The organism is Streptomyces sp. NPDC025806 (assembly GCF_055558275.1).
This window is the reverse complement of record NZ_JBVHMU010000006.1, coordinates 344020-368212: the sequence shown is the minus strand read 5'-3', so window position 1 is coordinate 368212 and position 24193 is coordinate 344020. Positions and strand designations below refer to the sequence as shown.

26 protein-coding genes are annotated in these 24193 nt (G+C 70.6%); 10 read left to right on the top strand and 16 right to left on the bottom strand.

Going from position 1 to position 24193, the window contains the following annotated elements; translation table 11 throughout:
- Positions 1 to 53 precede the first annotated feature (53 nt).
- Positions 54 to 1472 (bottom strand): MFS transporter, encoded by a 1419-nt coding sequence (locus ACZ4E1_RS17200; protein WP_467539917.1) that lies wholly within the window; start codon positions 1470 to 1472, stop codon positions 54 to 56.
- Between the two features lie 219 nt (positions 1473 to 1691).
- Between ACZ4E1_RS17200 and ACZ4E1_RS17195 the strand changes: the two genes are divergently transcribed.
- Positions 1692 to 2531: a helix-turn-helix domain-containing protein gene (locus ACZ4E1_RS17195; RefSeq protein ID WP_467539916.1), complete on the top strand. Its 840-nt coding sequence runs from the start codon at positions 1692 to 1694 to the stop codon at positions 2529 to 2531.
- A gap of 72 nt (positions 2532 to 2603) precedes the next feature.
- On the opposite strand, the gene ACZ4E1_RS17190 is transcribed toward ACZ4E1_RS17195, so the two are convergent.
- Entirely contained in the window at positions 2604 to 3908 is a 1305-nt protein-coding gene (locus ACZ4E1_RS17190) for an acetyl-CoA C-acetyltransferase (protein ID WP_467539915.1), read from the bottom strand.
- 88 nt (positions 3909 to 3996) lie between these two features.
- Here ACZ4E1_RS17190 and ACZ4E1_RS17185 point away from each other — a divergent pair, with 88 nt between their 5' ends.
- Both ACZ4E1_RS17185 and ACZ4E1_RS17180 read left to right on the top strand, forming a co-directional pair.
- Positions 3997 to 5334 carry a 3-oxoacyl-ACP reductase gene (locus ACZ4E1_RS17185; RefSeq protein WP_467539914.1) on the top strand — a complete coding sequence of 446 codons (1338 nt, stop codon included), beginning with the start codon at positions 3997 to 3999 and terminating at the stop codon, positions 5332 to 5334.
- A 25-nt stretch (positions 5335 to 5359) separates the two neighbouring features.
- On the top strand, positions 5360 to 6232 hold the full coding sequence (locus ACZ4E1_RS17180) for a MaoC family dehydratase (RefSeq protein WP_467539913.1): 873 nt from the start codon (positions 5360 to 5362) through the stop codon (positions 6230 to 6232).
- On the opposite strand, the gene ACZ4E1_RS17175 is transcribed toward ACZ4E1_RS17180, so the two are convergent.
- From ACZ4E1_RS17175 to ACZ4E1_RS17165, 3 genes are all read right to left on the bottom strand, one after another.
- On the bottom strand, positions 6229 to 6852 hold the full coding sequence (locus tag ACZ4E1_RS17175; protein ID WP_467539982.1) for a TetR/AcrR family transcriptional regulator: 624 nt from the start codon (positions 6850 to 6852) through the stop codon (positions 6229 to 6231). The genes ACZ4E1_RS17180 and ACZ4E1_RS17175 overlap by 4 nt on opposite strands.
- A 191-nt stretch (positions 6853 to 7043) precedes the next feature.
- Positions 7044 to 8390, bottom strand: a complete 1347-nt coding sequence (locus ACZ4E1_RS17170) for a dicarboxylate/amino acid:cation symporter (protein ID WP_467539912.1) — start codon at positions 8388 to 8390, stop codon at positions 7044 to 7046.
- Positions 8391 to 8814: 424 nt separating this feature from the next.
- Positions 8815 to 9108 carry a DUF4229 domain-containing protein gene (locus ACZ4E1_RS17165; protein ID WP_467539911.1) on the bottom strand — a complete coding sequence of 98 codons (294 nt, stop codon included), beginning with the start codon at positions 9106 to 9108 and terminating at the stop codon, positions 8815 to 8817.
- A gap of 107 nt (positions 9109 to 9215) precedes the next feature.
- Between ACZ4E1_RS17165 and ACZ4E1_RS17160 the strand changes: the two genes are divergently transcribed.
- Entirely contained in the window at positions 9216 to 9740 is a 525-nt protein-coding gene (locus ACZ4E1_RS17160; protein ID WP_467539910.1) for a GNAT family N-acetyltransferase, read from the top strand.
- A gap of 32 nt (positions 9741 to 9772) precedes the next feature.
- On the opposite strand, the gene mqnE is transcribed toward ACZ4E1_RS17160, so the two are convergent.
- Entirely contained in the window at positions 9773 to 10936 is a 1164-nt protein-coding gene (gene mqnE, locus ACZ4E1_RS17155) for an aminofutalosine synthase MqnE (protein ID WP_467539909.1), read from the bottom strand.
- A 92-nt stretch (positions 10937 to 11028) separates the two neighbouring features.
- Complete coding sequence (locus tag ACZ4E1_RS17150; protein ID WP_188337482.1) at positions 11029 to 11484, bottom strand: Lrp/AsnC family transcriptional regulator; 456 nt, start codon at positions 11482 to 11484, stop codon at positions 11029 to 11031.
- 149 nt (positions 11485 to 11633) lie between these two features.
- Between ACZ4E1_RS17150 and ACZ4E1_RS17145 the strand changes: the two genes are divergently transcribed.
- A complete protein-coding gene (locus tag ACZ4E1_RS17145) occupies positions 11634 to 11768 on the top strand; it encodes a hypothetical protein (RefSeq protein ID WP_262928338.1) in 135 nt (44 codons plus the stop codon).
- On the opposite strand, the gene ACZ4E1_RS17140 is transcribed toward ACZ4E1_RS17145, so the two are convergent.
- On the bottom strand, positions 11765 to 12445 hold the full coding sequence (locus ACZ4E1_RS17140; RefSeq protein ID WP_467539908.1) for a UbiX family flavin prenyltransferase: 681 nt from the start codon (positions 12443 to 12445) through the stop codon (positions 11765 to 11767). The two genes, ACZ4E1_RS17145 and ACZ4E1_RS17140, sit on opposite strands and share 4 nt — an antisense overlap.
- Positions 12446 to 12516: 71 nt before the next feature.
- Between ACZ4E1_RS17140 and ACZ4E1_RS17135 the strand changes: the two genes are divergently transcribed.
- A complete protein-coding gene (locus ACZ4E1_RS17135; RefSeq protein ID WP_467539907.1) occupies positions 12517 to 13122 on the top strand; it encodes a rhomboid family intramembrane serine protease in 606 nt (201 codons plus the stop codon).
- Here ACZ4E1_RS17135 and ACZ4E1_RS17130 read toward each other — a convergent pair.
- Complete coding sequence (locus ACZ4E1_RS17130; protein ID WP_467539906.1) at positions 13116 to 13307, bottom strand: hypothetical protein; 192 nt, start codon at positions 13305 to 13307, stop codon at positions 13116 to 13118. The genes ACZ4E1_RS17135 and ACZ4E1_RS17130 overlap by 7 nt on opposite strands.
- Before the next feature lie 176 nt (positions 13308 to 13483).
- Here ACZ4E1_RS17130 and ACZ4E1_RS17125 point away from each other — a divergent pair, with 176 nt between their 5' ends.
- The gene (locus ACZ4E1_RS17125) at positions 13484 to 13789 is read left to right on the top strand and encodes a hypothetical protein (RefSeq protein ID WP_467539905.1); all 306 of its coding nucleotides are present in this window, start codon (positions 13484 to 13486) and stop codon (positions 13787 to 13789) included.
- A 1400-nt stretch (positions 13790 to 15189) separates the two neighbouring features.
- On the opposite strand, the gene mqnP is transcribed toward ACZ4E1_RS17125, so the two are convergent.
- The gene (mqnP, locus tag ACZ4E1_RS17120) at positions 15190 to 16092 is read right to left on the bottom strand and encodes a menaquinone biosynthesis prenyltransferase MqnP (protein ID WP_467539904.1); all 903 of its coding nucleotides are present in this window, start codon (positions 16090 to 16092) and stop codon (positions 15190 to 15192) included.
- A complete protein-coding gene (locus tag ACZ4E1_RS17115; RefSeq protein WP_467539903.1) occupies positions 16089 to 17546 on the bottom strand; it encodes a menaquinone biosynthesis decarboxylase in 1458 nt (485 codons plus the stop codon). The genes mqnP and ACZ4E1_RS17115 overlap by 4 nt, the downstream gene beginning before the upstream one ends.
- Before the next feature lie 88 nt (positions 17547 to 17634).
- Here ACZ4E1_RS17115 and ACZ4E1_RS17110 point away from each other — a divergent pair, with 88 nt between their 5' ends.
- From ACZ4E1_RS17110 to ACZ4E1_RS17100, 3 genes are all read left to right on the top strand, one after another.
- Positions 17635 to 18024 carry a PLD nuclease N-terminal domain-containing protein gene (locus ACZ4E1_RS17110; RefSeq protein WP_467539902.1) on the top strand — a complete coding sequence of 130 codons (390 nt, stop codon included), beginning with the start codon at positions 17635 to 17637 and terminating at the stop codon, positions 18022 to 18024.
- Positions 18025 to 18026: 2 nt separating this feature from the next.
- Complete coding sequence (locus tag ACZ4E1_RS17105; RefSeq protein ID WP_467539901.1) at positions 18027 to 18482, top strand: nucleoside deaminase; 456 nt, start codon at positions 18027 to 18029, stop codon at positions 18480 to 18482.
- Positions 18483 to 18713: 231 nt separating this feature from the next.
- Positions 18714 to 19307, top strand: a complete 594-nt coding sequence (locus ACZ4E1_RS17100) for a TetR/AcrR family transcriptional regulator (protein ID WP_467539900.1) — start codon at positions 18714 to 18716, stop codon at positions 19305 to 19307.
- Positions 19308 to 19326: 19 nt separating this feature from the next.
- Here the strand turns inward: ACZ4E1_RS17100 and ACZ4E1_RS17095 are convergent, their stop codons facing one another.
- From ACZ4E1_RS17095 to ACZ4E1_RS17075, 5 genes are all read right to left on the bottom strand, one after another.
- Positions 19327 to 19830, bottom strand: a complete 504-nt coding sequence (locus ACZ4E1_RS17095) for an SRPBCC domain-containing protein (RefSeq protein ID WP_467539899.1) — start codon at positions 19828 to 19830, stop codon at positions 19327 to 19329.
- 83 nt (positions 19831 to 19913) lie between these two features.
- Positions 19914 to 21011, bottom strand: a complete 1098-nt coding sequence (gene ccsB / locus ACZ4E1_RS17090) for a c-type cytochrome biogenesis protein CcsB (RefSeq protein WP_467539898.1) — start codon at positions 21009 to 21011, stop codon at positions 19914 to 19916.
- Positions 21008 to 22783 (bottom strand): cytochrome c biogenesis protein ResB, encoded by a 1776-nt coding sequence (gene resB, locus ACZ4E1_RS17085; protein ID WP_467539897.1) that lies wholly within the window; start codon positions 22781 to 22783, stop codon positions 21008 to 21010. The genes ccsB and resB overlap by 4 nt, the downstream gene beginning before the upstream one ends.
- A 3-nt stretch (positions 22784 to 22786) precedes the next feature.
- The gene (locus ACZ4E1_RS17080) at positions 22787 to 23560 is read right to left on the bottom strand and encodes a cytochrome c biogenesis CcdA family protein (RefSeq protein WP_467539896.1); all 774 of its coding nucleotides are present in this window, start codon (positions 23558 to 23560) and stop codon (positions 22787 to 22789) included.
- A gap of 6 nt (positions 23561 to 23566) precedes the next feature.
- Positions 23567 to 24190, bottom strand: coding sequence for a TlpA family protein disulfide reductase (locus ACZ4E1_RS17075; protein ID WP_467539895.1), 624 nt, complete (start codon positions 24188 to 24190; stop codon positions 23567 to 23569).
- Positions 24191 to 24193 lie beyond the last annotated feature (3 nt).

Sequence of the window (24193 nt, the reverse complement as noted above, 5' to 3'; positions counted from 1 at the left end):
GGGCGCGGGGAACTGCGCGATCAGCCACGACGAAAGCCGCACACGGCGACGGCTCAGGAACCCGCGACGGCGCGCTGCCGCCCCCGGGGCAGCAGGACCCCGGCCACCGCGGCGGTCGCGCAGAGGATCACCCCCGCGACGATCAGCCCGACCCGCATCCCGGTCACCGAGAACCCCGTCGAGCCCTCGGCGATGACCGAACCGAACAGGGCCACCGACAGCGCTCCGCCCGTCTGCCGCAGCGCGTTCAGCATCCCGGAGGCCGTCCCGACCCGCTCCCCGGGGACGGAGTCCATCAGCATCGCCGTCACCGCCGGGACGGCGAACGCCCCGCCCATGCCCGTGGGCACGAGCAGCAGGAGCACCAGCCACAGCGGGGTCCCCTCCGCCAGCGGCAGCAGCGCGAACATGGCCAGGGCCAGGACCAGCGTGCCGGTCACGACGACCCGCCGGCGCCCCAGCCGCTCGGCGGCCCGCGGCGACACCAGGTTCGTCGCCGTGATGATCACCGCCATCGGTACGAACATCAGGCCCGCCGCCGTCGCGGACATCCCGCGCAACTGCTGGAGGTACAGGCCCAGCAGGAACACGACCCCGTAGAACCCGAGGTTGACCGCGAACCCGACGACCAGCGACACCGAGACCGTGCGCTGCCGCAGCATCCCGAGCGGCACCATCGGCGCCCGCTGCCGCCGCTCGGCGACGTAGAACCCGACGCCGCTCACCACGGCGAGCGCGAGCGCCCCGAGCACCGGCGCGGACGACCAGCCCCCGTGCCCGCCCTCGATCACGGCGAACGTCAGGCCCGCGAGGGCGAGCACGGCCGTGATCTGTCCGGGCAGGTCCAGCGGAGCGGCCCGCCGCGGCGAGCGCGCGACCTTCGTCAGCAGCGCCAGGATCACCGCGCCGACCGGCAGGTTGAGGAAGAACACCGCGCGCCAGCCGACGTGTTCGGTCAGCACACCGCCGAGGACGGGCCCGGCGGCCATGGACACCGAACCGCCGACCGTCCACAGCGCCACCGCCCGCGCCCGCCGCACCGGCTCCTCGTACGCCTGCCGGATCAGCGCCAGCGACGCCGGCATCAGGACGGCCGCCGCCCCGCCCTGCACGACCCGCGCCGCGACGAGCGCCCCGAGCCCGGGGGCGAGGGCGCAGGCCAGCGAGGCGACGGTGAACAGCGCGGTGCCCCACGCGTAGGCGCGGCGCGCCCCGGTCCGGTCGCCGAGCGCGCCGGCCGACAGCATCAGCCCGGCGAACATCAGCGTGTACGCGTCCGCGACCCACTGCAGTCCCGTCATCCCGGTGTGCAGGGACTCCTGGATGCCGGGCAGCGCGATGTTCACCGCCGACACGTCGATGGTGATGACGGCGAAGCCGAGCAGTGCGGCGAGCAGCGCCGCGCCGCCGCCGCGGCGGGCGTCCGCGGGATCCGTGGCCGCGGGGGCCTCGGTACGGATGAGAGTGGTCACGCGGTCCTCCTGGAACGGGCGTCGAGGTGCGGGTGGGCGGCGGGCCCGGGACGCGGACCTGTGCCGTGCACTCCCTGGGCCCGGCCCGCCGGCCACCCGCAACGCACTCCACTGTGGGGCCGCCGCCGCGAAGGTGGCAGGCCGTGTTCCACCGGGGTGCCGCGTTCCTGGCCCTGACACAGCCCCCCACCGAAGATCGCCACCAGGGACAATGGGCGTATGGCTGAACACTCCGGCACCGAACTCGGCACGTACCTGCGCGCCCGCCGCGCCCTGGTCACCCCGGCCGACGTGGGCCTGCCCGCCGGTACGGGTCTGCGCCGCACCCCGGGCCTGCGCCGCGAGGAACTGGCGACGCTCGCCGGCGTGAGCGTCGACTACTACACGCGCCTGGAGCGCGGTCGCGAGACGAACCCGTCCAGCGCGGTCATCGACGCGATCGCCCGTGCGCTGCGGCTGTGCGGGGACGCCCACGTCCGCCTGCACGAGCTGGCCGAACTGGCCTCGGGGCGGTACAGCGAGCCCCGGCCCACGACCGACGACACGGTCCGCGACTCGGTGCACCAGATGCTGGAGGCGCTGCGGCCGATGCCCGCGTACGTCGTCAGCCGCTTCAACTACGTCCTCGCCGCGAACCCGGGCGGCCGGCGCCTGCTGCCCGGCCTGTGGGACTGGCCCGCCGAGCAGCGCAACGTGACCCGCTACGTCTTCCTGCACCCCGCCGGGCGGACCCTGTACGTGCCGTGGGAGGAGACGGTCGCCCTGTCGGTCGCGCACCTGCGGGCGGTGGGCGGCGCGGACCCCGACGACCCGCGGCTGACCAGTCTCGTCGGCGAACTCCTGCTCAAGTCGCCGGAGTTCGCCGAGATGTGGAACCGGTACGAGGTCCTGGAGCGCGGCGGCGGCACGAAGCACTTCGCCCACCCTCAGGTCGGCGACCTGACGCTGACCTACGAGATCATGCAGCTCTCCCGCACGGGCGGCCAGCGCCTGGTCGTCTACCAGGCGCCTGCGGGGACCCCGGCGGAAGCGGCGGTGCTGAGCCTGGACGCCCCGTAAGGGGCGCGGGGAACTGCGCGAGAAGCCCCACCGGCCCGCAGCCGGCGACGGCTCCGTCCCCGGCGGGCAAGGTCAGGCCCGCTCCAGGATCGCCGTGACCCCCTGGCCGCCGGCCGCGCAGATCGAGATCAGGCCGCGCCCCGGACCGCCCCGGTCCGCCAGCAGCTTGGCCAGCGTCGCCACGATCCGCGCCCCGGTCGCCGCGAAGGGGTGTCCCGTCGCCAGGGAGGACCCGGCCACGTTCAGGCGGTCCCGGTCGACGGGCCCGAGCCCCGCCTTCTCCCAGGCGGCGAGCGTCGCCAGGACCTGGGACGCGAAGGCCTCGTGCACCTCGAAGAGGTCGAAGTCCTCGATCCCGAGCCCGGCCCGCTCCAGCATCCGCGGCACGGCGTACGCCGGGGCCATGAGCAGCCCGTCCCCGCCCCCGCCGGTGACGTCCCCGCCGACGAAGTCGACCGCCGCCGTCTCGTAGGCCGTCAGATACGCCAGCGGTTCGAGACCGCGGGCCGCCGCCCACTCCTCGCTCGCGAGCAGCACGACCGCGGCCCCGTCCGTGAGCGGCGTCGAGTTCCCCGCGGTCATGGTCGGCGACGGGTCCTTCACCCCGAACACGGGCTTCAGCGTGGCGAGTTTCTCGACGGTGGACCCGGGCCGCAGGTTCTGGTCGCGCTCGAGCCCGCGGAACGGGACGACGAGGTCGTCGAGCAGCCCGCGCTCGTAGGCGGCGGCGAGCTTCTGGTGCGAGGCGGCGGCCAGTTCGTCCTGCGCGGCCCGGGTGACGCCCCATTCGCGTGCGGTGACGGCGGCGTGCTCGCCCATCGAAAGGCCCGTACGGGGCTCGGCGTTGCGCGGGATGTCGGGCACGAGGTGGCCGGGCCGGATCCGGGAGAGGGCCTTGAGGCGGGCGCCCGCGGACTTGGCGCGGCGTGCGGCCAGCAGGATCTGGCGCAGGTCGTCGTTGACGCCGAGCGGCGCGTCGCTGGCCGTGTCGGAGCCGCCCGCGACGGCGCTGTCGAGCTGCCCGAGCGCGATCTTGTTGGCGGCGGCGATCACGGCCTGGAGTCCGGTCCCGCAGGCCTGCTGGATGTCGTAGGCGGGGGTGCGCGCGTCGAGCCGCGACCCGAGCACGGTCTCGCGCGCGAGGTTGAAGTCCCGGGCGTGCTTGAGGACGGCGCCGGCCACGAACTCGCCCACGGCGCCCGGCTCTTGCAGGTCGAAGCGGTCGACGAGTCCGTCGAGGGCGGCGGTGAGCATCTGCTGGTTGGACGCGGTCGCGTAGGGGCCGTCCGAGCGGGCGAACGGGATCCGGCTGCCGCCGACGACGGCGACGCGGCGCGGGGCCGCGCCGAGGGCGGGGACGTTCTTCGTGCGCACCATCTCGGCAGCTCCTGGCCTCTCGACAAGTTCTGACTGTTGAGTAACCTTACTCCGAAGTAAATTTACGACGCAGCAGGGAGCTTGGACAATGGCCGACCGCTATCTGAACTTCACCGGCACGGCCCCCGGCCGCTTCCTGACCCGGCGCCTCGGCCTGCCCCAGCCCACCCCGCTGCGCCGCTGGAGCCCCGAACACCCGGCACTCGAAGGCCAGTTGCTGCACTTCACCGCGGGGCCCTCCGCCCACCGCGAGGAACTGTCCGCCGTCCTCGCCCGCACCGGCCTCGACGTCCGCGGCTCCCTGTCCGGCGGCGCGGCCGACCGGCCCGCCGCGATCGTCGTCGACGCCACCGCCGTCACCGGCCTGGACACCCTCGCCGAGGTGCACGCCGCCCTGCACCCGGCCGTGCGCCCCCTCGCCGCCGGGGGCCGCGTCGTCGTCCTCGGCGCCCGCCCCTCGGTCGACGACCACCACCAGGCCGCCGTCCAGCAGGGCCTGGAGGGATTCGTCCGCTCCCTCGGCAAGGAGATCGGCCGCGGCCGGACCGTCAACCTCGTCCGGCTCGACGGCGCCTCGCCCGAGGCCGCCGAATCCACCCTGCGTTTCCTGCTCTCGCCGCGCTCCGCCTACGTGAGCGGCCAGGTCATCGAGATCGACGCGGCGGAGACGGCATCCCCCGAGAACTGGGACCGCCCGCTGGCCGGCCGGACCGCCCTGGTCACCGGCGCCGCCCGCGGCATCGGCGAGGCCGTCGCCGAGACCGTCGTCCGCGACGGCGCGCAGGTCGTCCTCCTCGACGTGCCGTCCGCCGAGGCCGACCTCGCCAAGGTCGCCGAACGGCTCGGCGGGCGCGCCCTGCCGCTCGACATCACCGCCGACGACGCGGGCGAGCGCATCGCCGCGTTCACCGCCGAGTCCGGGCTCGACGTCCTCGTCCACAACGCCGGCATCACCCGCGACCGCCGCCTCGCCAACATGCCCGCCGAACGCTGGAGTTCGGTCCTCGACGTCAACCTCGCCAGTGTCCTGACCACCACCGACGCCCTCCTCAAGGCGGGCGCGATCCGGCGTGGCGGCAGCATCGTCACCACCGCCTCCATCGCCGGCATCGCGGGCAACACCGGACAGACCAACTACGCGGCCGGCAAGGCCGGGATCATCGGCCTCGTCCGCTCCCTCGCCCCGCGCGCCCTCGCCGAGCACGGCGTCACCCTCAACGCGGTCGCCCCCGGCTTCATCGAGACCAAGATGACCGCGGCCGTCCCCCTCTTCATCCGCGAGGCGGGCCGCCGCATGAACTCCCTCGGCCAGGGCGGACTCCCCGTCGACGTCGCGGAGACGACCGCCTGGTTCGCCTCCCCCGCCTCCGGCGCGGTCAACGGCCAGATCGTGCGCGTCTGCGGCCAGAGCCTCCTCGGCGCCTGACATCCCACCTGCCCCCGGAGCCCCGATGACCGCCGAAGCCCCCCGCACCGTCACCCTCGACCGCGTCCCGCCCCTGCTCCCCCTGATGCTGCGCGGCGCCGCGCTCTCCCCGCTCAAGCGCCCCCGCCCCGGCGCCACCGCCCCCACGACCCGCCTCACCGTCCCGGCCCTCCCCGTCGACCAGGCCCGCCTCACCGCGTACGAGCGGCTCTGCGGCTTCCCGACGGGGCCCGCCGGACTCCCCGTCACCTACCCGCACGTCCTCGGCTTCCCGCTCTCCATGCGCCTGATGGCCGACCGCGCGTTCCCGCTCCCGATCCTCGGCCTCGTCCACACCACCCTCGACATCACCCAGCACGGCGACCTCTCCCCCACCGACCGGTACGACCTCACGATGACGATCCCCGAGCTGCGCCCGCACCGCCGCGGCACCGAAGCCGTCGTCGTCACCGAACTGACCGCGCACGGCGAGACCGTCTGGACCTCGACCAGCACCTACCTCGCCCGCCACACCACGACGGCGCCCCAGGACCCCGTACCCGCACCGCCCGCCCCGGACGAACGGCCGCTCCCCGCCCTCGCCCAGTGGCCCCTCGGCGCCGACCTCGGCCGCCGCTACGCCGCCGTCTCCGGCGACCGCAACCCCATCCACCTGCACCCGCTCACCGCGCGCGCCCTCGGCTTCCCGCGCGCCATCGCCCACGGCATGTGGACGGTGGCCCGCTGCCTCGCGGAACACGGCGCCCGCGGCCCGGTCCACGTACGGGCCGCCTTCAAGGCCCCCGTCCTGCTCCCCGGAACGGTCGCCTACGCGGCGGACGACGACAGCTTCGAGCTCCGCTCGGCGAAGAACGGCCGCCTCCACCTCACCGGCGAGGTCACTCCCCTCGCGCCCTAGGAGGCGTCCGGCACGGACCAACGGGCGCCGTCCATCAGGTTCCCGAGCCCGGCCCAGGCGAAGTTCATCATGGTCGCGGCGGCCTCCCGCGCCGAGACGGAGGCGTCCCCGTTCGCCCATCCGGCCAGCGCCTCCGCCGCCCCGACCAGCGCCTGCGCGAGGCCCGCGACCTCCCGCTCGGCCAGCTCGGGATCGCCGTGCGCCTCCCGCGCCGCGACCGCGATCAGAGACGTCACGAACGCGACGATCTCCTCGCGCATCGCCACGACCTCGGCGACGAACGGGTCCCCGCCCGACCGCGCCTGGCGGTGCAGCACCGCCCACCCGTCGGGGTGCTCGGCGGTGTGCGCGAAGAAGGCGGTCAGCCCGTCCCACAGCTGCCGGTCGGCCGGCACGTCGACCCGCACCCCGGCCCGCACGGCCGCGATCAGCGCCGCCGACTCCCGCCGGATGCAGGCGGTGAACAGGTCTTCCTTGGAGTTCAGATACAGGTACACCAGCGGCTTGGACACCCCCGCCAGCTCGGCGATCTCGTCCATCGACGCCGCCCGGTACCCGCGCTCCCCGAACACCCGCACCCCGGCGTCCATCATCTGCCGCTCCCGCTCGGCCCGCGGCATCCGCTTCTGCCCCGTCCCCGCACCCCGTCGGCCGCCCACCCCGGTCACCTCTCCACCCCGAACATCCGCGTACATCCCCGTGCGTCCCCGTTCTCCACCCGCCAGCCTACGTCCGCACATGACGGCGCCCCGCCCCGGAACAGGGTTCCGGAAGCGGGGCGCGGTATGTGCTGCGGTGCGCCGACGGAGGGTCAGGCGGCGGCCGTGACCGGCTCGGCCTGGTCCGACTTCGCGTGCTCGTAGACCTCGATGTCGTCGTCGAAGCCGGACGCCGTGGCGTTGTCGTACTTCGTGCGGTCGAGGATCTTCTCGCGGGCCGAGACGATCACCGGGACGAGCGCCTGACCGGCCACGTTCGTGGCGGTGCGCATCATGTCCAGGATCGGGTCGATCGCGAGGAGCAGGCCGACGCCCTCCATGGGCAGGCCCAGGGTGGAGAGGGTCAGGGTCAGCATCACGGTCGCGCCGGTGAGGCCGGCGGTGGCGGCGGAGCCGATCACCGAGACGAACGCGATGAGCAGGTACTCCTTGATGCCCATCTGCACGTCGAAGATCTGGGCGACGAAGATCGCGGAGATCGCCGGGTAGATCGCGGCGCAGCCGTCCATCTTGGTGGTGGCGCCGAACGGCACGGCGAAGGAGGCGTAGTCCTTCGGGACACCGAGGCGGATCGCCGACTGCTGGGTGACCGGCATGGTGCCGACCGAGGAGCGGGAGACGAAGGCCAGCTGGATGGCGGGCCAGGCGCCCTTGAAGAACTGCAGCGGGTTCAGCTTGGCGACGGTCGCGAGGAGCAGCGGGTAGACGCCGAAGAGGACGAGGGCGCAGCCGACGTAGATGTCGATGGTGAACGTCGCGTAGTTGCCGAGGAGGTCCCAGCCGTACTGGACGATGGCGCGGCCGATGAGGCCGGCGGAGCCGATCGGGGCGAGCAGGATGACCCACCACAGGGCCTTCTGCAGGAGCTCCAGGACGGACTCGGAGAGGCTGAGGATCGGCTGGGCCTTCGGGCCGATCTTCAGGATGGCGATGCCGGCGACGACGGCCATGAAGACGATCTGCAGCACGTTCAGCTGGGTGAACGGCGTGATGATGTCCGTCGGGATGATGCCCGTCAGGAAGTCGAGCCAGGAGCCGGCGTGGTCGGGCTTGGCGCCGTCGGCCGGGGTGAGGTCCGAACCGTTGCCCGGGTTGGTCAGCAGGCCGATCGCGAGGCCGATGACGACCGCGATGAGCGAGGTGATCATGAACCAGAGCAGGGTGCGGGTCGCGAGGCGGGCCGCGTTGTTGACCTTGCGCAGGTTGGTGATGGACACCAGGATCGCGAAGAAGACGAGCGGGGCGACGGCCAGCTTGAGGAGCTGGACGAAGATGCCGCCGACCTTGTCGAGCGTCGTGGCGAGCCACGAGACGTCGTAGGTGCGGGCGACCCAGCCGAGGACGAGGCCGACCACGAGGCCGAGCAGTACCTGGGCCCAGAAGGGGATCGGTATGCGGAAGCCGCGCTTCTGTTCGACTTCAGGGGTGTTCGCGGACACGGAGGCACTCCAGTGATGACGCGGGGGACAAGACGGGGACGTACTGGAGCGGCGACCGCGAGACGGATCGGCGGCGCCGCTGCATGGGGAAGTTCGCGTCAGGCGCGACACGCCGCGGACATGCAGCGGCAGAGATCGACATGCAGGCGCGCCACGAGCGGGACGCTCATGGCCGTTCGGTGCGCTGCGGATGTCTTCATGTCAGGAACGTTAACACCGCGTCTTTGGGAACATCAAAGGGTTTCTTTGGGGTAACTTCACCACTCGGTGGGCCCAAAAGCCGCAAATGCCTTGAAAACGCAGGCAGCCCCGGCATCTGAGCGATGCCGGGGCCGTACGAGTGTGACGCAACTTACGTGGCGCTTACATCTGGATCATGACCTGCGTCCACATCGTGGAACGACGGGCGCGGGCCGGGGGCCGACTAGGCGCCGTGCGCGCGGGCGGCGTCGTCCGCGCTGTCCTCCATGGTGCGGTTGGCCTCCATGTTCGCCTTGGCGCGGTCGACGCGGGCGACGATCTTCTCGGAGGCGCGGTCCCGCTCCTTGCGCAGCAGCACGAAGCTGAGGGGCGCGGAGATCACCAGCGCGAGCAGGATGATCCACAGGTAGTTGGAGCCGCCGAGGCCGCGCGGGACGATGCCGGAAGCGACGAGACCCCAGACGACGAGGAAGCAGCCCGCGAAGATCCCGAGGCGCATCAGCGTGTAGCGGAGCATGTCAATCCACTCTTCCGTTGCGAACGTTGCGAAATGGTCCCCCCAGTGAAGCACGCCCCCCGGAGAGCCTGTTGAGCGGTCCCCGGCGTAATAGGTACCTTCGAGGTATGACTCTTACCTTCACCCTGGACCCGTCGATCGACCCGGCCCTGCGCGACGACGTCCTCGCACTGTGGGCGGATGTCTCCAACGCGGGCGGGGCCGTCGGCTTCGTCCCGCCCGTCACGCCGGAGGACGTCCGCCCCGAGCTGGCCCGGCGGCTGACCGAGATCGAGGAGGGGCGGACCCGGCTGCTGGTCGGCCGGGACGCGGACGGGACGGTCACGGCGACGGCGTTCCTCGTGCCCACCCCGCACCGGCTGATGCGGCACCACCTGTGGGTCTACGTGGTGATGGTGCACCCCAAGCACCAGGGCCGGGGGTACGGCCGGGCACTGATGGCCGCCGTGGAGGAGGCCGCGCGGGGCTTCGACGGGATCGAGGCCCTGCGGCTGACCTGCCGCGGCGGCACCGGGGCCGACCTCTTCTACACGGCGTGCGGCTACCAGGAGGTCGGCCGGGTGCCGGGGGCGATCCGGGTGGCCCCCGGCGACGACCGGGACGACGTCCACATGATGCTGCCGCTGACCTGAGTCCGGCCGGGGCCGGCATCTCGGGTCTCCGGTCAGAGACGCATGGCCTGCGGCTCGTCGCGGCGGGCCGGGTCCGGGCCCTCGTACTCGCGGATGATCTCGTAGCGCGTGTTGCGCTCGACGGGGCGGAAGCCGGCGTCGCGGATGAGGTCCAGGAGGTCCTCGCGGGTCAGCTTGTTCGGCGTGCCGTAGTTGTCGGCGTCGTGCGTGATCTTGTACTCGACGACCGAGCCGTCCATGTCGTCGGCGCCGTGCTGGAGCGCGAGCTGCGTGGTCTGCAGGCCGTGCATGACCCAGAAGCACTTCACGTGCGGCACGTTGTCGAACAGGAGGCGGGAGACGGCGAAGGTCTTCAGGGACTCGGCGCCGGTGGCCATGGTCGTGCGCGCCTGGAGGCGGTTCCTGACCTTGCCGTCCTTCATGTCCACGAAGTCGTGCTGGTAGCGCAGCGGGATGAAGACCTGGAAGCCGTTCGTCTCGTCCTGCAGTTCGCGCAGGCGCAGCACGTGGTCGACGCGGTGACGGGGCTCCTCGATGTGCCCGTACAGCATCGTGGCCGGGGTCTTGAGCCCCTTCTCGTGCGCGAGGCGGTGGATGCGCGACCAGTCTTCCCAGTGGGTGTCGTGGTCGACGATGTGCTGCCGGATCTCCCAGTCGAAGATCTCGGCGCCGCCGCCGGTCAGCGACTCCAGGCCGGCCTCGATCAGCTCGTCGAGGATCTCGGAGGCGGAGAGCCCCGAGATCTTCTCGAAGTGGTGGATCTCGGTGGCCGTGAACGCCTTGAGGCCGACGTCCGGCAGGGCCTCCTTGAGGGCCTTGAGGGAGCGCGGGTAGTAGCGCCACGGCAGGCTCGGGTGCAGGCCGTTGACGATGTGCAGCTCGGTGAGGTGCTCCGACTCCATCGCCTTGGCGAGCTTGACGGCCTCCTCGATGCGCATCGTGTACGCGTCCTTCTCGCCCGGCTTGCGCTGGAACGAGCAGTAGGCGCACGAGGCGGTGCAGACGTTCGTCATGTTGAGGTGACGGTTCACGTTGAAGTGGACGACGTCGCCGTTCTTGCGCGTCCGCACCTCGTGGGCGAGTCCGCCGAGCCAGGCCAGGTCGTCCGACGCGTAGAGCGCGATGCCGTCCTCGCGGGACAGCCGCTCGCCGTCCCTGACCTTCTGCTCCAGCTCGCGCTTGAGCCCTGCGTCCATGCCCGTACCTTTCCTCACCGGAGAAATCGCCTCACCCGGAAAACTCGCTCCACCGTACGCCCCGCCGGCGGGACCCCACTTCGGGCCTCGCCTCAGGCCTCCTCGGGCAGTTCACCCACCCTGTTCTCCCACTTGGTGGAGAGCACGATCGTGGTGCGGGTGCGGGAGACGCCCTTGGTGCCGCTGAGCCGGCGGATCGTCTTCTCCAGCCCGTCCACGTCCCCGGCGCGCACCTTGAGCATGTACGAGTCGTCGCCCGCGATGAACCAGCAGTCCTCGATCTCGTGCAGGTCCTTGAGGCGGCGCGCGACGTCCTCGTGGTCGGCGGCGTCCGACAGGGAGATGCCGATGAGGGCGGTGACGCCCAGGCCGAGCGACGCGGAGTCGACGGTGGCCCGGTAGCCGGTGATCACTCCGGCGGCCTCGAGGCGGTTGATGCGGTCGGTGACGCTGGGGCCGGAGAGGCCCACGAGGCGGCCCAACTCGGCGTACGAGGCGCGGCCGTTCTCGCGCAGGGCCTGGATGAGCTGCCTGTCCACGGCGTCCATAGGACCAAAGCCTTTCATTGTTCAGCGTTGACGCGAGTTTACGTGTAGAATCTAAGGCATGCGGGGCTAACGCACCGCGAAACCTAAAGTCACATCACTGGATCACTTCAGATCCATCGAAACCAACGATTCTCAGGAGTGTTGTCACCGTGTTCACGACGATCGAGATGGCCTACGCCCGCATGCGCGAGATGCAGGACCAGGCCAATCGTGCGCGTGTCCACCAGTCCGCCATCGACGCCCGCCGCGCCGCCAAGAAGGCCGCGCGCGCGAAGAAGCGCTAGCTCTCCCGAGAGCCTCCCCCCAGCTCTCCCTCCCAACGGCGGTACAGCGTGTGCGGCACTCCTGCCGCGTCCAGCGCCCGCCCCGCGACGAAGTCCACCAGATCCTGGATGTGCGTCGCCCCCGCGTAGAACGCCGGCGAGGCGGGCACCACCACGGCGCCCGCCTCGTCCAGCGTCACCAGAGCCTTCAGCGTCTGCCCGTTCAGCGGCGTCTCCCGCACCGTGACCACCAGCGGACGCCGCTCCTTGAGCGTCACGCTCGCCGCACGCTGCAACAGGTCCTTCGACAGCCCGAGCGCCACGCCCGCCACGCACGCCGTGGACGCGGGCACGATGATCATCCCCTTGGCCCGGTACGAACCCGAGGACGGGCCCGCCGCGAGATCCCCGGCCGGCCAGTACCGCACCCCGTCCAGGTCGATCCCCTCGAACGTGCCCGGCTTGCCGTCCGCCCCGCGCGCCAGCCACTCCCCCAGGTCCTCGCGCCAGTGCGCGTCCCGGAAGGAGATGCCCGTCTCGTCGAGCAGCGTCAGGCGCGAGGCCCGCGAGACGACCAGATCGACGGCCTCACCGGCCGCGATCAGCGCGCGCAGCACGGACGCCGCGTACGGGGTCCCGGACGCGCCGGACACCCCGACCACCCAGGGCCTGCGGTCTTCTGCTTTCACGTGCTCCACACCACGAGCCTATCCGGCGGTCCACAATGGGGACTTGAGCAGGGGCCGAGCGAACCCAGGGGTGGGGCGACATGACGTACGAGAGTTCACAGGACACCGTGCCGCGATGGTCGGCCCGCGACCGCATACTTCCGGCCGCCAAGGTGATGCTGGGCTGGCTCGCCCTGCTGTGGGCCCTGGAGGCCGTCGACACCGTCACCGGGCACTCCCTCGACCGCTTCGGCGTCCAGCCCCGCGACCCCGCCGAGCTCGTCGACGTGATCCCTTCCTCCTTCATCCACTTCGGCTTCGCCCACCTCGCGGCGAACTCCCTGCCGCTGCTCGTCCTCGGCTTCGTCGCCGCGCTCAGCGGCCTGCGCCGCTTCGTGTACGCCGTCACGATGATCGCCGTCGTCGGCGGGCTCGGCGTCTGGCTCGTCGCCCCGGCGCACACGAACACGGCGGGCGCCTCCGGCATCATCTTCGGCCTCTTCGGCTTCGTCCTGTGCAGCGGCTTCTTCGAGCGCCGCCCGCTCGGCATCATCGCCGGCGTCCTGGCCGCCGCCTACTACGGCGCCGCCATCCTCACCGGCCTCTCCCCCCTCCAGCAGGGCGTCAGCTGGCAGGGCCACCTGCTGGGCCTCGCGGCGGGGGTGGGGGCGGCGTTCGTGTTGCGGCGGCCGCGGGGCGGTCAGTAGCGGGCAGCAGCGGGGCCGGCTCCGCGCAGAGCGTTCTCGTACGCGGTGAGCGGGCGGCGCGCGTCGACGGGCGAGCGGAACAGATGGGCGCCTTCCCGCAGCGCGGCACAGTCGCCCGCCGGGACCAGGCCATGCCGCAGCTCAGCGGGCCTCGCCTCGTCGACCAGCCGTTGTGCATGCGTCACGGAACCCGCCATGAGCTCCTACGTCTCCCGTGAAGCCCCGGAAATCCTCCGCACAGCGCGAGCGGAGTCGGACTCGGAACAGGCCGGCTGACCGGACCGGGCAGGCAGTGAGGGAGCCCTCCCCTCTGCCGGTCTCCTCCCTTTCCGCACCCCAGGCGCCGCCCTACGGTTCACCTGTGCCATTCGACCCGGACGAACCAGTCTTCAAGAAGAGCCCGCTGGGAACGAACCGATACGAGTACAACCCCCAGAACCCTGTCGGCCTCGCCCTGATCGTCATCACCCTCGTGCTGGTCGGCGGCATGCTTCTGCTCATGCACAACCACGCGGGCCCCTTCGCGTACCCGACGGATCCCTCATCCACCCCTGTCAGCACGGAGACGGACGACATCTCGCGCTTCATTCCGCAGGAGGACGAGCCGAGCAACACCGAAGGCGCCGGCCCGTCCCTGCCGCCCGACGGCGCGGAGTCGACTCCCTGACCTCCAGGAGCCTTGCGCGGATGGCTAGGCCGTGCAGATGACTCTGCGCAGGGGCGCAAGAAGCTCCAGCGTTTTGTCGAAGAGTTCGTCCCCGGCCGGACCAAGAAGGTCAGCTCTGGTCACTTCCAACGACCGCATCCCCAGGAAAAGGCACTTCCCTCTTGGCTGCATTCCCGCGCACTGAAGCGATGGCGTCCCAATCGACAGGGTCGGGCTTCCCCTGCTCGTTCAGAATCGTCACGAACATGACCGCTTGCCGTCCACCTGCACGTCACAAGTTGCCCCGCCCCGGCTCCGGAGGCTCTCGTAATCCTGCTTGAGCTCTTTACCCTCAGTCAGGAGAGGAGACATCACGGACTTGGACACGGGAACTTTGCAGATCTCAGCGGGAACGGCCAGACCCTCGCTGCTGCATCCCGAGATCGCCACGAAGTATGTGCGTCAGCCCACCTTACTAGGAGGGGGCAGGTCAACCTTGTTCGTGCACCCGGCCTTCTTGACCAGGCCACGGGCGAGCGAAAGCATCATTTTGGCGTAGGCGTCTCGGTCCTTGAAATGGCCCCAGACTTTGACCTCAAGGTATTTGTATCGCGCATAGTCCTCTACCGCTCCAGGGGGCGGCGTCGAGGGGTCGCACCGGATAGCAACCCGCGCACCCGACTGCCAGGACTCTCCACCTTCTGCCCAGTCCTTCCCCACCACTTTCAGCCCATCACCGAGCTGGGGCGGCTCCTCCCAGGCGTAGACGGAATCCGGGTTCTTGTACGGGTTCTTCGGCCACCAGCGAGCGTGCGCGTTGAACGACCCGGGGCCTCGCTCCTGAAGACCGCTGCACCTGGCAGCCAGTCGATCCTTGACCCATCTGTCCAGTCCCTCATTACGGACCCTGACTTTCTTGCCGGATTCGAGGACGGGATCGATCAGACCAACGGGAACAAGACCCCAGCAGGGAACTGCAGAATACGCAGGACGACTGTACTCGGCGGAGCCCCCATTGCTGCTGCAGCCGACACCTGCTGCCGCAAACATCAGGACGGATGTACTGATCAAGGTGGCCCGCCGCCACAGACTGGGCCGCACAGCACTCATGTCACTTTGTTTCATAATTCGTCCCCGCGTTGCCTCCGCGACTGAGGCCATACGTGTAGCCGTCCTTACTGGAAGCAACCTCAGCAAGGTAGTCCGTGGGTCACACTCCGTACGGATCCCTGACGGGGGCTTCGCAGCCCGGTGGCTGAAAGTCGACTGCTGCACGGGCGGCGAGGCGGCGGCACCCACCACCGCAGGCAGCGGCACCCACTCACCCCGCACCCGCATTCCGCCCCGAACCCCCGACGGCCAGGATGGCTCGAATCCGGTTCCTGACCGCCGGTCGTCGGTCGCCGGAGAGGGACGGCCTGTCAGACCGTCAACCCCCGCACCAGCAGATCCAGCAACGCGCACACGAAAAGGGCGATCCCGATGAAGCCGTTGACCTGGAAGAAGGCGCGGTTCAGGCGGGAGAGGTCGTGGGGCTTCACGATCGTGTGCTCGTAGAGGAAGGCGCCCGCCACGATGACGAGGCCGGCCCAGAAGAAGGTGCCGGCGTCCGTCGCCAGGGCGTACCAGACGAAGAGGGCCGTGGTGACGGCGTGGCAGGCGCGGGCGCCCCAGATGGAGGCGGGGATGCCGAAGCGGGCCGGGACCGACTTCACGCCGACCTCGCGGTCCGTCTCCACGTCCTGGCAGGCGTAGATCAGGTCGAAGCCGCCGATCCAGACGCCGACCGCGAGGCCGAGGACGACCGCGTCCCAGGACCAGGTCCCGGTGACCGCGATCCAGGCGCCGACCGGGCCCATCGCCTGGGCCAGGCCGAGGATGGCCTGCGGGAAGTTCGTGAAGCGCTTGCCGTAGGGGTAGACGACCATCGGGATCACGGCGATGGGGGCGAGGGCCAGGCAGAGCGGGTTCAGCAGGGCCGCCGCGCCGAGGAAGATCACCAGGGCGATCAGGGCGCCGGTCCACGCCGACTTCACGGTCACCGCGCCGGTGACCAGCTCGCGGTGCGCGGTGCGCGGGTTACGGGCGTCGATCTCGCGGTCGATGATCCGGTTCGCCGCCATCGCGAACGTGCGCAGGCCCACCATGCAGATGGTGACCAGGAGCAGCCGCCCCCAGTGGATGTTCTTGTCCAGCTGGAACATCGCGGTCAGGGAGGCGATGTAGGCGAAGGGCAGCGCGAAGACCGAGTGCTCGATCATGACCAGGCGCAGGAAGGCCTTGGTGCGTCCCGGCTGCGGGAGTAGTCCTTCTGCTGCGCTCACAGCCCGTACTCCTTCCAGCGGCGGTCCACGAGGGCCGCCGTACGGGGGTCGGAGGCGACCATCTCGGGCCAGCCCCCGTCCCGGGTGTAGCCCTCCTCGGGCCACTTCTTCGTCGCGTCGATGCCCGCCTTGCCGCCCCAGAACTGCTGGTAGGAGGCGTGGTCGAGGTGGTCGACCGGGCCTTCGACGACGGTCAGGTCACGGGCGTAGTCCGTGTTCCCGAGCGCGCGCCACGAGACTTCATGAAGGTCGTGCACATCGCAATCGGAGTCGACGACGACGATCAGCTTGGTCAGCGACATCATGTGCGCGCCCCAGATCGCGTGCATCACCTTCTGGGCGTGCTTGGGGTACTTCTTGTCGATCGAGACGATCGCGCAGTTGTGGAAGCCGCCCGACTCGGGCAGGTGGTAGTCGACGATGTCGGGGACGATCACCTTGAGGAGCGGCAGGAAGAAGCGCTCGGTGGCGCGACCGAGGGGACCGTCCTCCGTCGGCGGGCGGCCGACGACGATCGACTGGAGCAGCGGACGCTTGCGCATCGTCACGCAGTCGATCTTCAGGGCCGGGAAGGGCTCCTGCGGGGTGTAGAAGCCGGTGTGGTCGCCGAAGGGGCCCTCGGGCAGCATCTCGCCGGGCTCCAGCCAGCCCTCGATGACGACCTCGGCGTTGGCCGGGACCTGGAGCGGGACGGTCTTGCAGTCGACCATCTCGACGCGCTTGCCCTGGACGAACCCGGCGAGCAGGTACTCGTCCATGTCGCCCGGCAGCGGGGCGGTCGCCGCGTACGTGACGGCGGGCGGGCAGCCGAACGCGATGGCGACGGGCAGCCGCTCACCGCGCTTGGCGGCCACCTGGTAGTGGTTGCGGCTGTCCTTGTGGATCTGCCAGTGCATGCCGATGGTGCGCTTGTCGTGGCGCTGCAGCCGGTACAGGCCCAGGTTCCGCACACCGGTCTCGGGGTGCTTGGTGTGGGTCAGGCCCAGGTTGAAGAAGGAGCCGCCGTCCTCGGGCCAGGTGAACAGGGCCGGGAGCTGCTCCAGGTCGACGTCGTCGCCGGTGAGCACGACCTCCTGCACGGGGGCGCTGTCGGACTTCACCTTCTTCGGCGGCACGTGCGCCATCGCGCCGAGCTTGCCGAACGCCTCGCGCACCCCGACGAAGCCCTGCGGCAGCTCCGGCTTGAGCAGCCCGCCGATCTTGTCGCTGATCTCGCCGTACGACTTGAGGCCGAGGGCCTTCAGGAGGCGCCGGTCGGTGCCGTACACGTTCATCGCGAGGGGCATCGAGGCGCCCTTCACGTTCTCGAAGAGCAGGGCGGGGCCGCCGGCCTTGTTCACCCGGTCGACGATCTCACCGACCTCCAGATACGGGTCGACCTCGGCCTTGATGCGCTTGAGGTCGCCCTCGCGCTCCAGCGCCCGGAGCAGCGAGCGAAGATCGTCGTAAGCCATGCCGTCCAGTATCCGGCACCGGCTAACCTGGGCCGGTCACCGGGGGCCACGTGGCCCTCCGCACCGCTCCTTGGGGGATCGCGACACCATGCTCCGCCTGCTGCCGTTCCTGCTCGTCCTGGCCTTGTTGATCTACGCGTTCATCGACTGCATCAACACGCCGGAGGAGGAGGTGCGCGGACTGCCGAAGGTCGTGTGGCTGATCATCATCCTGCTCTTCGGCGAGATCCTGGTCGGACCGATCCTGTGGTTCCTGGTCGGCAAGCAGCGCCGCGTGCCCGCCGGCGGTTCGACGCCGTCCGAGTGGCACCGCGGGCACCGCGCCACCTTTGTCGCGCCGGACGACAACCCGGAGTTCCTCCAGTCCCTCAAGAAGGAGAACCAGAAGGACGAGGCGCTCCTCAAGGACTGGGAGGCGGACCTGCGCCGCCGCGAGGAGGAGCTGCGCCGCAAGGAGCAGGGCGAGGACAAGGACTGACGATGACTCTGGACCCGGATCTCGCCCGTACATGGCTGGCGACTGCCGTCGAGGAGGCGCGGGCCTCCCTCGCGGAGGGCGGCATTCCGATCGGGGCGGCGCTGTACGGCGCCGACGGGACGCTGCTCGGCCGGGGGCACAACCGGCGGGTGCAGGACGACGATCCCTCGGTGCACGGCGAGACCGACGCGTTCCGCGCCGCGGGCCGGCAGCGCTCGTACCGCGGCACGACGATGGTGACCACGCTCAGCCCCTGCTGGTACTGCTCGGGCCTGGTGCGTCAGTTCGGCATCTCGCGGGTCGTGATCGGCGAGGCGCGGACCTTCCACGGCGGGCACGACTGGCTGGCCGAGCACGGCGTCGAGATCGTGCTGCTCGACGACCCGGAGTGCGCGGCGCTGATGACGGAGTTCATCGCGGCGCGGCCGGAACTGTGGAACGAGGACATCGGCGCGTAGGCCGGTCCGGGACGATCGGGTGGGCCCGGGCGCGGATGTCCCCTCCGGCATCCGCGCCGCGCAGGCCTCCCGTGTCCCGGCCGGTGCCGCCGAGCGGTCCCCCGTACTGCTCGACGGCACCGGTCGGGGAAAGATCAGTGTGACCCAAACGGGCGCCGAACTGGAGTCCTTTTCTAGAAATTCACTTTAGGAAGCACGGCGGAATCCGGTGTTCTAGGCTGATCGGTAACCATGAGTCCCAAGCAGCGACGCGGCGCGGAGACCGCCGAACGTCTCCTCGACGCCGCGTTGACGGTGTACTCCGAGGCCGGTGAACAGGGCGTCACCGTCAGCGCCCTGACCCGCACGAGCGGGGTGAGCCTCGGCAGCCTCTACCACCACTTCGGCAGCGTCGACGGGCTGATGAACGCGCTGGTGGTCCGCTGGCTCGGCCGGCTCCTGGAGCACCTCGGCGGCGCCCTCGCCGAGCCCCGCGGCGCCCGCGCCGGGATCGACGCCCTCGTCCACGCCTACCTGTCCTTCGTCCGCGACCACCCGGACGAGGCCCGCCTGCTGCACTCCGCGTACGCGGACCGGCTCGGGATGGAACAGGCCCGGCAGCTGCGGGACGCCCAGGAGGCCCGGCTCTCCCCGCTGACGCAGTGGCTGGAGGGGTACGTGGCGGCGGGGCAGATCGCCGATCTGCCGGGGCCGGTCCTGGAGGCGCTCGTCCTCGGACCCGTGATCGGCTTCGCGCGCGGCTGGCTCGCCGGGGTCTCCGGCGTCGAACCCGACGAGGCGGCGCGGCTGCTCCCGGACCGGATCTGGCGCTCGCTGGAGCCGTGAGCCCCTTTCCTCCTTGAGGTCAGGGCCGGGCGGCGGCGTAGGTGTCGCGCAGGGTCTGCCAGCGTTCGCGGGTCCAGGCGGCCCAGCCGTCGGCCGTCATGGGGCGGCCGTCGAGCGCGTCGGCCAGCATCAGGAAGTGGTCGTGCCAGCCCGCGAGGCAGTCCAGGCGCAGCGCGTCGTCGCCCTCGAACTCGTTCGTGAAGCGCAGGATCGTCCCCGGCTCCAGGTGGAAGCGGATCCGGCCGTGCAGGCCTTCGAGCGTGTACTCGGCGACCCGCTCCACGTCCCAGGCGGTGACCCGGCCCCGGTACGCGTCGCCGCCGTTGAGCCAGCGCAGTGTCACCGCGCCGCCGAGCCGGGGTTCCAGGACGTCCGCCGCGGCGAGCCAGCCGGTCAGACCCTCGGGGGTCGCGACGGCGGCCCAGACCTTCTCGACGGGGTGGGGCAGGGTCAGCGTGAAGTGCAGGGTGCGGGTGGTGCCTTCGGTGCGGCTGGTGCCCTGCTCGATGCGGCTCTCGGTCATGGAACCAGCGTGGCGCATGCCCCGCGCGTTCGCGGGGCATGCGCCACGGTTGTCGTACGTGTCCTGCGTGTCCTGCGCGCGGCTCAGACGCCGGCGTAGGAGTGCTTGCCGGTGACGAAGATGTTGACGCCGTAGTAGTTGAAGATCCAGCAGGCGAAGGCGATCAGGGCCAGGTAGGCGGCCTTGCGGCCCTTCCAGCCGGCGGTGGCGCGGGCGTGCAGGTAGCAGGCGTAGGCGACCCAGGTGATGAACGACCAGGTCTCCTTCGGGTCCCAGCCCCAGTAGCGGCCCCACGCGTCGCCGGCCCAGATGGCGCCCGCGATGATCGTGAACGTCCACAGCGGGAAGACCGCCGCGTTGACGCGGTAGGAGAACTTGTCGAGGGACGCCGAGGCGGGCAGCCGCTCCATGACGGAGGTGGCGAACTTGCCGGGCGTGCCGCCGTTCGCGAGCTTGCTCTCGTAGTTGTCCTTGAACAGGTACAGGAGCGTGCCGACGGCGCCGACGTAGAAGACCGCGCCGCAGAAGATCGCCGTCGAGACGTGGATGTACAGCCAGTACGAGTGAAGAGCGGGAACCAACTGGTCGCTCGCGGTGTACAAGACAGTGACAGCGAGGCCGAGGTCGAGGAGGACCGTGGTGACCAGGGGGAGGCCGAGCCAGCGGACGTTCTTCTTCAGCGCGAGCAGCGCGAGGTACACGCCGACGGCGACGGTGGAGAAGGTGATGCTGAACTCGTACATGTTGCCCCACGGGGCACGCTGTACGGACATGGCCCGGGTGACGACACCGGCGAGCTCGATGACGAAGGCGAGAGCCGTGAGAGAGACGGCGATACGCCCGTAGAGGTCGCCCTGCGCGTCGTCGCCCGCGGCACCGGGGCCGTCCGGCACGTCACGCGATCCGGCACCCGCCCGGGTGACGACCGCGGGACGGTCCAGTACGGCGGTGCCGCCGTCCTTCTTCTTCACGGTGACGGCGGGCGCGCCCGCGCGGGCGGTCCCGTCCGCTTCCTCGGCGCCGGTCAGGGCGGCGGCGGTGCGGCCGACCTTGCTCCGGCTGCCGAAGATCCACTCGGCCATGTTGGCGAAGAACGACAGCAGATACACGGCCATCGACGAGTAGATCAGGACGTTGCTGATGTGCGCCAGGTTCTCGTTGGTCGCGGCGGCGAGAGTCATTTCCCAGCCCCTTCGGCTGACGGTGCGGAGTCGGGTTCGGGGGCGCTGGGCGCCTGGTCGTGCAGCTGACCGACGAGTTCGCCGAGCTCCTCGGGGAGCTTCGCGGACTCGCTGCGGCCCAGGCCCGCCATCTCGACGACGGTGACACCGTCGGGGCCCTCGACGGCGCGCACCCAGACGCGGCGGCGCTGGATGAACAGGGAACCGGCCAGACCGGCGATCGCGGCGAGCGCACCGCCGAGCGCCCAGCCGTCACCGGGCTGGTGCGTGATCTGGAAGCTGGCCCACTGCTTGATGTCCTTCTCGAAGGTGATCGAGCCGGCGCCGTTCGGCAGCTTCAGGGTCTCGCCGGGCAGCAGCCGCTTCTTCAGCAGTTCGCCCTGGGAGTCCTTGAACTCCTTCATCTTGGAGGTGTCCAGTTGGTACACGTTCTGCGGGATGCCCGAGTCCACGCCGAGGCTGCCGTGGTACGCGGACAGCGCGAGCACGGGGAAGTCCGCGGCGGGGAACTGGGAGAACATGTCGCCCTTGCCGGAGCCCGCGAAGGTGGGCACGAAGAAGGCGTTGAAGCCGAGCTGCTCCTTCTTCCCGTTCTTGTCGCGGTAGCCGTCCATGACCTTGATGGCGCCGGTGGACGTGACGTTGGCGTCGATGGGCAGGAGCGCCACGGACTGCCGGGAGACGACCTTGCCCTTGCCGTCGCGGACGGTGACGGTCGGCGCGTAGCCGTGGCCGTTGAGGTAGACCTTGGTGCCGTCGACGTCGAGGGGCTTGTTCACCTCGATCGCGGTCTTCTTCCGCTTCCCGTCGGCGCCCTCGGTGTACGTGACCTCGGCGCGGTAGGTGCGCGGGGTGCCCTTGTTGGGGCCGGTGCGCTCGTAGGTGCCGTCGAACTTGTCGAGCTGGAAGCTGAAGGGGGTGAGGTCGGTGTCCGTGTCGAAGAGGTTGCCGGACTTGAAGTCGTCGTACATCGGCAGGGCGTTGGAGAAGCCTCCGTCGCCCTCGACCATCAGCTTGCCGCCCTCGGACTTGAACAGCTGGCCCCAGGCGAAGGCGATGAGCATCACGATGAGCGCGATGTGGAAGGCGAGGTTGCCGGCCTCGCGCAGGTAGCCCTTCTCGGCGGCGACGGCGTCACCGGCGACGTGGGCGCGGTAGCGGCGCTTGCGCAGGACGGTGAGCGCGGCGGCGCGGACGTCGTCCGGGGTGGCCTCGGTGCGCCAGGTCGCGTAGGCGGGCAGCCGGGTCAGACGCCGGGGGGCGCCCGGGGGCCGGCTGCGGAGCTGGCCGACGAACTGCCAGGTGCGCGGGACGATGCAGCCGATGAGCGAGATGAACAGCAGGATGTAGATCGCGGAGAACCACACCGAGCTGTAGACGTGGAAGAGGCCGAGCTTCTCGTAGACCGGCGCGAGCGTGGTGTGCGCCTTCTGGAAGTCCTCGACCTTGAGCGGGTCGGTGCCGGTCTGCGGGATCAGCGATCCGGGGATCGCGCCGAGGGACAGCAGGAAGAGCAGGATCAGCGCGACCCGCATGGAGGTCAGCTGCCGCCAGAACCAGCGGACCCAGCCGATGACGCCGAGCTGCGGCAGGGTCGGGGCGCGGTCCTCCTCGGGCGCGGTGGAGAGCCGGTTCGCGGCCGTCTCCGATTCGGACGCCTCGGGCGTCTCGGTCGCCTCGGTCGCCTCGGTCGCGAGGGCCTCGGCCGGCTCCTGCGCCGGGCCGGGCGTCGCGTCCGTGGCGCTCTTGTTGCCGCTGTTCGTGGTGCTCATGGATCAGATTCCCACCGAGAAGCCGTTGGACCAGGTCTGCATCTGCTGCACCAGGGTGTCCCAGACACCTGTGAGCAGGAGGACGCCGGTCAGGATCATCATGATGCCGCCGATCCGCATCACCCAGGCGTAGTGCTTCTTGACCCAGCCGAAGGCGCCGAGCGCCTTGCGGAAGGCGACCGCGGCGAGCACGAAGGGCAGGCCGAGCCCGAGGCAGTAGGCGACCATCAGTATGGCGCCGCGGCCCGCGCTGCCCTGGCCCATCGCCAGGACGTTCACGGATGCGAGCGTGGGGCCGATGCACGGGGTCCAGCCGATACCGAAAAGGGCGCCCAGTATCGGGGCCCCCACGAGTCCGGTCACCGGCCGCTTGTGGATGCGGAACTCGCGCTGGGTCATCCAGGGCAGCAGGCCCATGAAGAAGATCCCCATGAGGACCATGAGGACGCCGAGGATCCGGGTCAGGACGTCCTGGTACTCCTGGAGCGTCTGCCCGAAGAAGCCGAAGAGGGCGCCGCCGGACACGAACACGGCGGTGAAGCCGAGGACGAAGAGGGCGGCGCCGGCGGCCATCCGTCCGCGCCGGGCCTCGGCCAGGTCGGTGCCGGAGACACCGGTGACGTAGGAGAGGTAGCCGGGCACGAGCGGCAGCACGCACGGGGAGAAGAAGGAGACGAGGCCGCCGAGCACCGCGATGGGCAGGGCCACGACCAGGGCACCGCTCTCCACGGTGCCGCCGAGTCCGTCAGCGGCGAGGGTGACGAGAGTGGAGGACACCGTCGATCACTTTTCCGCGATGACGGGGTCGATCAGCTGGTGCAGGGTCTTCTCGTTGAGCGCCTTCAGCGAGCGCGCGGCGATCTTGCCGTCGCGGTCGATGACCAGGGTGTTCGGGATGCCCTGCGGGTTGAGCGTGCCCTTCTCGAACTTCAGGAGGAGCTTGCCCGAGGGGTCGTAGAAGCTCGGGTAGGGGATCCCGTAGTCCTTCTCGAAGGCGATCGCCTGGTCGGTCTGCGGGTCCCGGGTGTCGATGCCGAGGAACTGGACGTCCTTCGGGTCAGACTCCTTGGCGACCTTGGCGAAGTACTTGGCCTCGGCGCGGCACGGCGGGCACCAGGAGCCCCACACGTTGATGACGAGGACCTTGCCCTTGTGGTCGGCCGTGCTGAGCGGCTTGCCCTCAAGGTCCTTGCCGGCGAGCACCGGCGCGTCGCCGCGGTCGCTCTTGGCGACGGTGGAGATGCCTCCGGTGCTGGACACGAAGTTGGTGCTGTTGCCGCCCCCACGGGTGCCGCCGTTACCGCACGCGGTCAGCAGCAGTGCCGCGACGGCGGCGCCGGTGGCGAGGACGGCGGTGCGGCGCTTGGTCGCGGGGGTGGTGCGGGGGGCGCGTCGGGCGGCACTCATGTG

Excerpts from the sequence above, each read along its gene's own strand:
- ACZ4E1_RS17195 (WP_467539916.1), top strand. The coding sequence starts at position 1,692 with ATGGCTGAACACTCCGGCACCGAACTCGGCACGTACCTGCGCGCCCGC.
- ACZ4E1_RS17190 (WP_467539915.1), bottom strand. The coding sequence starts at position 3,908 with ATGGTGCGCACGAAGAACGTCCCCGCCCTCGGCGCGGCCCCGCGCCGC.
- ACZ4E1_RS17185 (WP_467539914.1), top strand. The coding sequence starts at position 3,997 with ATGGCCGACCGCTATCTGAACTTCACCGGCACGGCCCCCGGCCGCTTC.
- ACZ4E1_RS17180 (WP_467539913.1), top strand. The coding sequence starts at position 5,360 with ATGACCGCCGAAGCCCCCCGCACCGTCACCCTCGACCGCGTCCCGCCC.
- ACZ4E1_RS17175 (WP_467539982.1), bottom strand. The coding sequence starts at position 6,852 with ATGCCGCGGGCCGAGCGGGAGCGGCAGATGATGGACGCCGGGGTGCGG.
- ACZ4E1_RS17165 (WP_467539911.1), bottom strand. The coding sequence starts at position 9,108 with ATGCTCCGCTACACGCTGATGCGCCTCGGGATCTTCGCGGGCTGCTTC.
- ACZ4E1_RS17160 (WP_467539910.1), top strand. The coding sequence starts at position 9,216 with ATGACTCTTACCTTCACCCTGGACCCGTCGATCGACCCGGCCCTGCGC.
- mqnE (WP_467539909.1), bottom strand. The coding sequence starts at position 10,936 with ATGGACGCAGGGCTCAAGCGCGAGCTGGAGCAGAAGGTCAGGGACGGC.
- ACZ4E1_RS17150 (WP_188337482.1), bottom strand. The coding sequence starts at position 11,484 with ATGGACGCCGTGGACAGGCAGCTCATCCAGGCCCTGCGCGAGAACGGC.
- ACZ4E1_RS17135 (WP_467539907.1), top strand. The coding sequence starts at position 12,517 with ATGACGTACGAGAGTTCACAGGACACCGTGCCGCGATGGTCGGCCCGC.
- ACZ4E1_RS17115 (WP_467539903.1), bottom strand. The coding sequence starts at position 17,546 with ATGGCTTACGACGATCTTCGCTCGCTGCTCCGGGCGCTGGAGCGCGAG.
- ACZ4E1_RS17110 (WP_467539902.1), top strand. The coding sequence starts at position 17,635 with ATGCTCCGCCTGCTGCCGTTCCTGCTCGTCCTGGCCTTGTTGATCTAC.
- ACZ4E1_RS17105 (WP_467539901.1), top strand. The coding sequence starts at position 18,027 with ATGACTCTGGACCCGGATCTCGCCCGTACATGGCTGGCGACTGCCGTC.
- ACZ4E1_RS17100 (WP_467539900.1), top strand. The coding sequence starts at position 18,714 with ATGAGTCCCAAGCAGCGACGCGGCGCGGAGACCGCCGAACGTCTCCTC.
- ACZ4E1_RS17095 (WP_467539899.1), bottom strand. The coding sequence starts at position 19,830 with ATGACCGAGAGCCGCATCGAGCAGGGCACCAGCCGCACCGAAGGCACC.
- ccsB (WP_467539898.1), bottom strand. The coding sequence starts at position 21,011 with ATGACTCTCGCCGCCGCGACCAACGAGAACCTGGCGCACATCAGCAAC.
- resB (WP_467539897.1), bottom strand. The coding sequence starts at position 22,783 with ATGAGCACCACGAACAGCGGCAACAAGAGCGCCACGGACGCGACGCCC.
- ACZ4E1_RS17075 (WP_467539895.1), bottom strand. The coding sequence starts at position 24,190 with ATGAGTGCCGCCCGACGCGCCCCCCGCACCACCCCCGCGACCAAGCGC.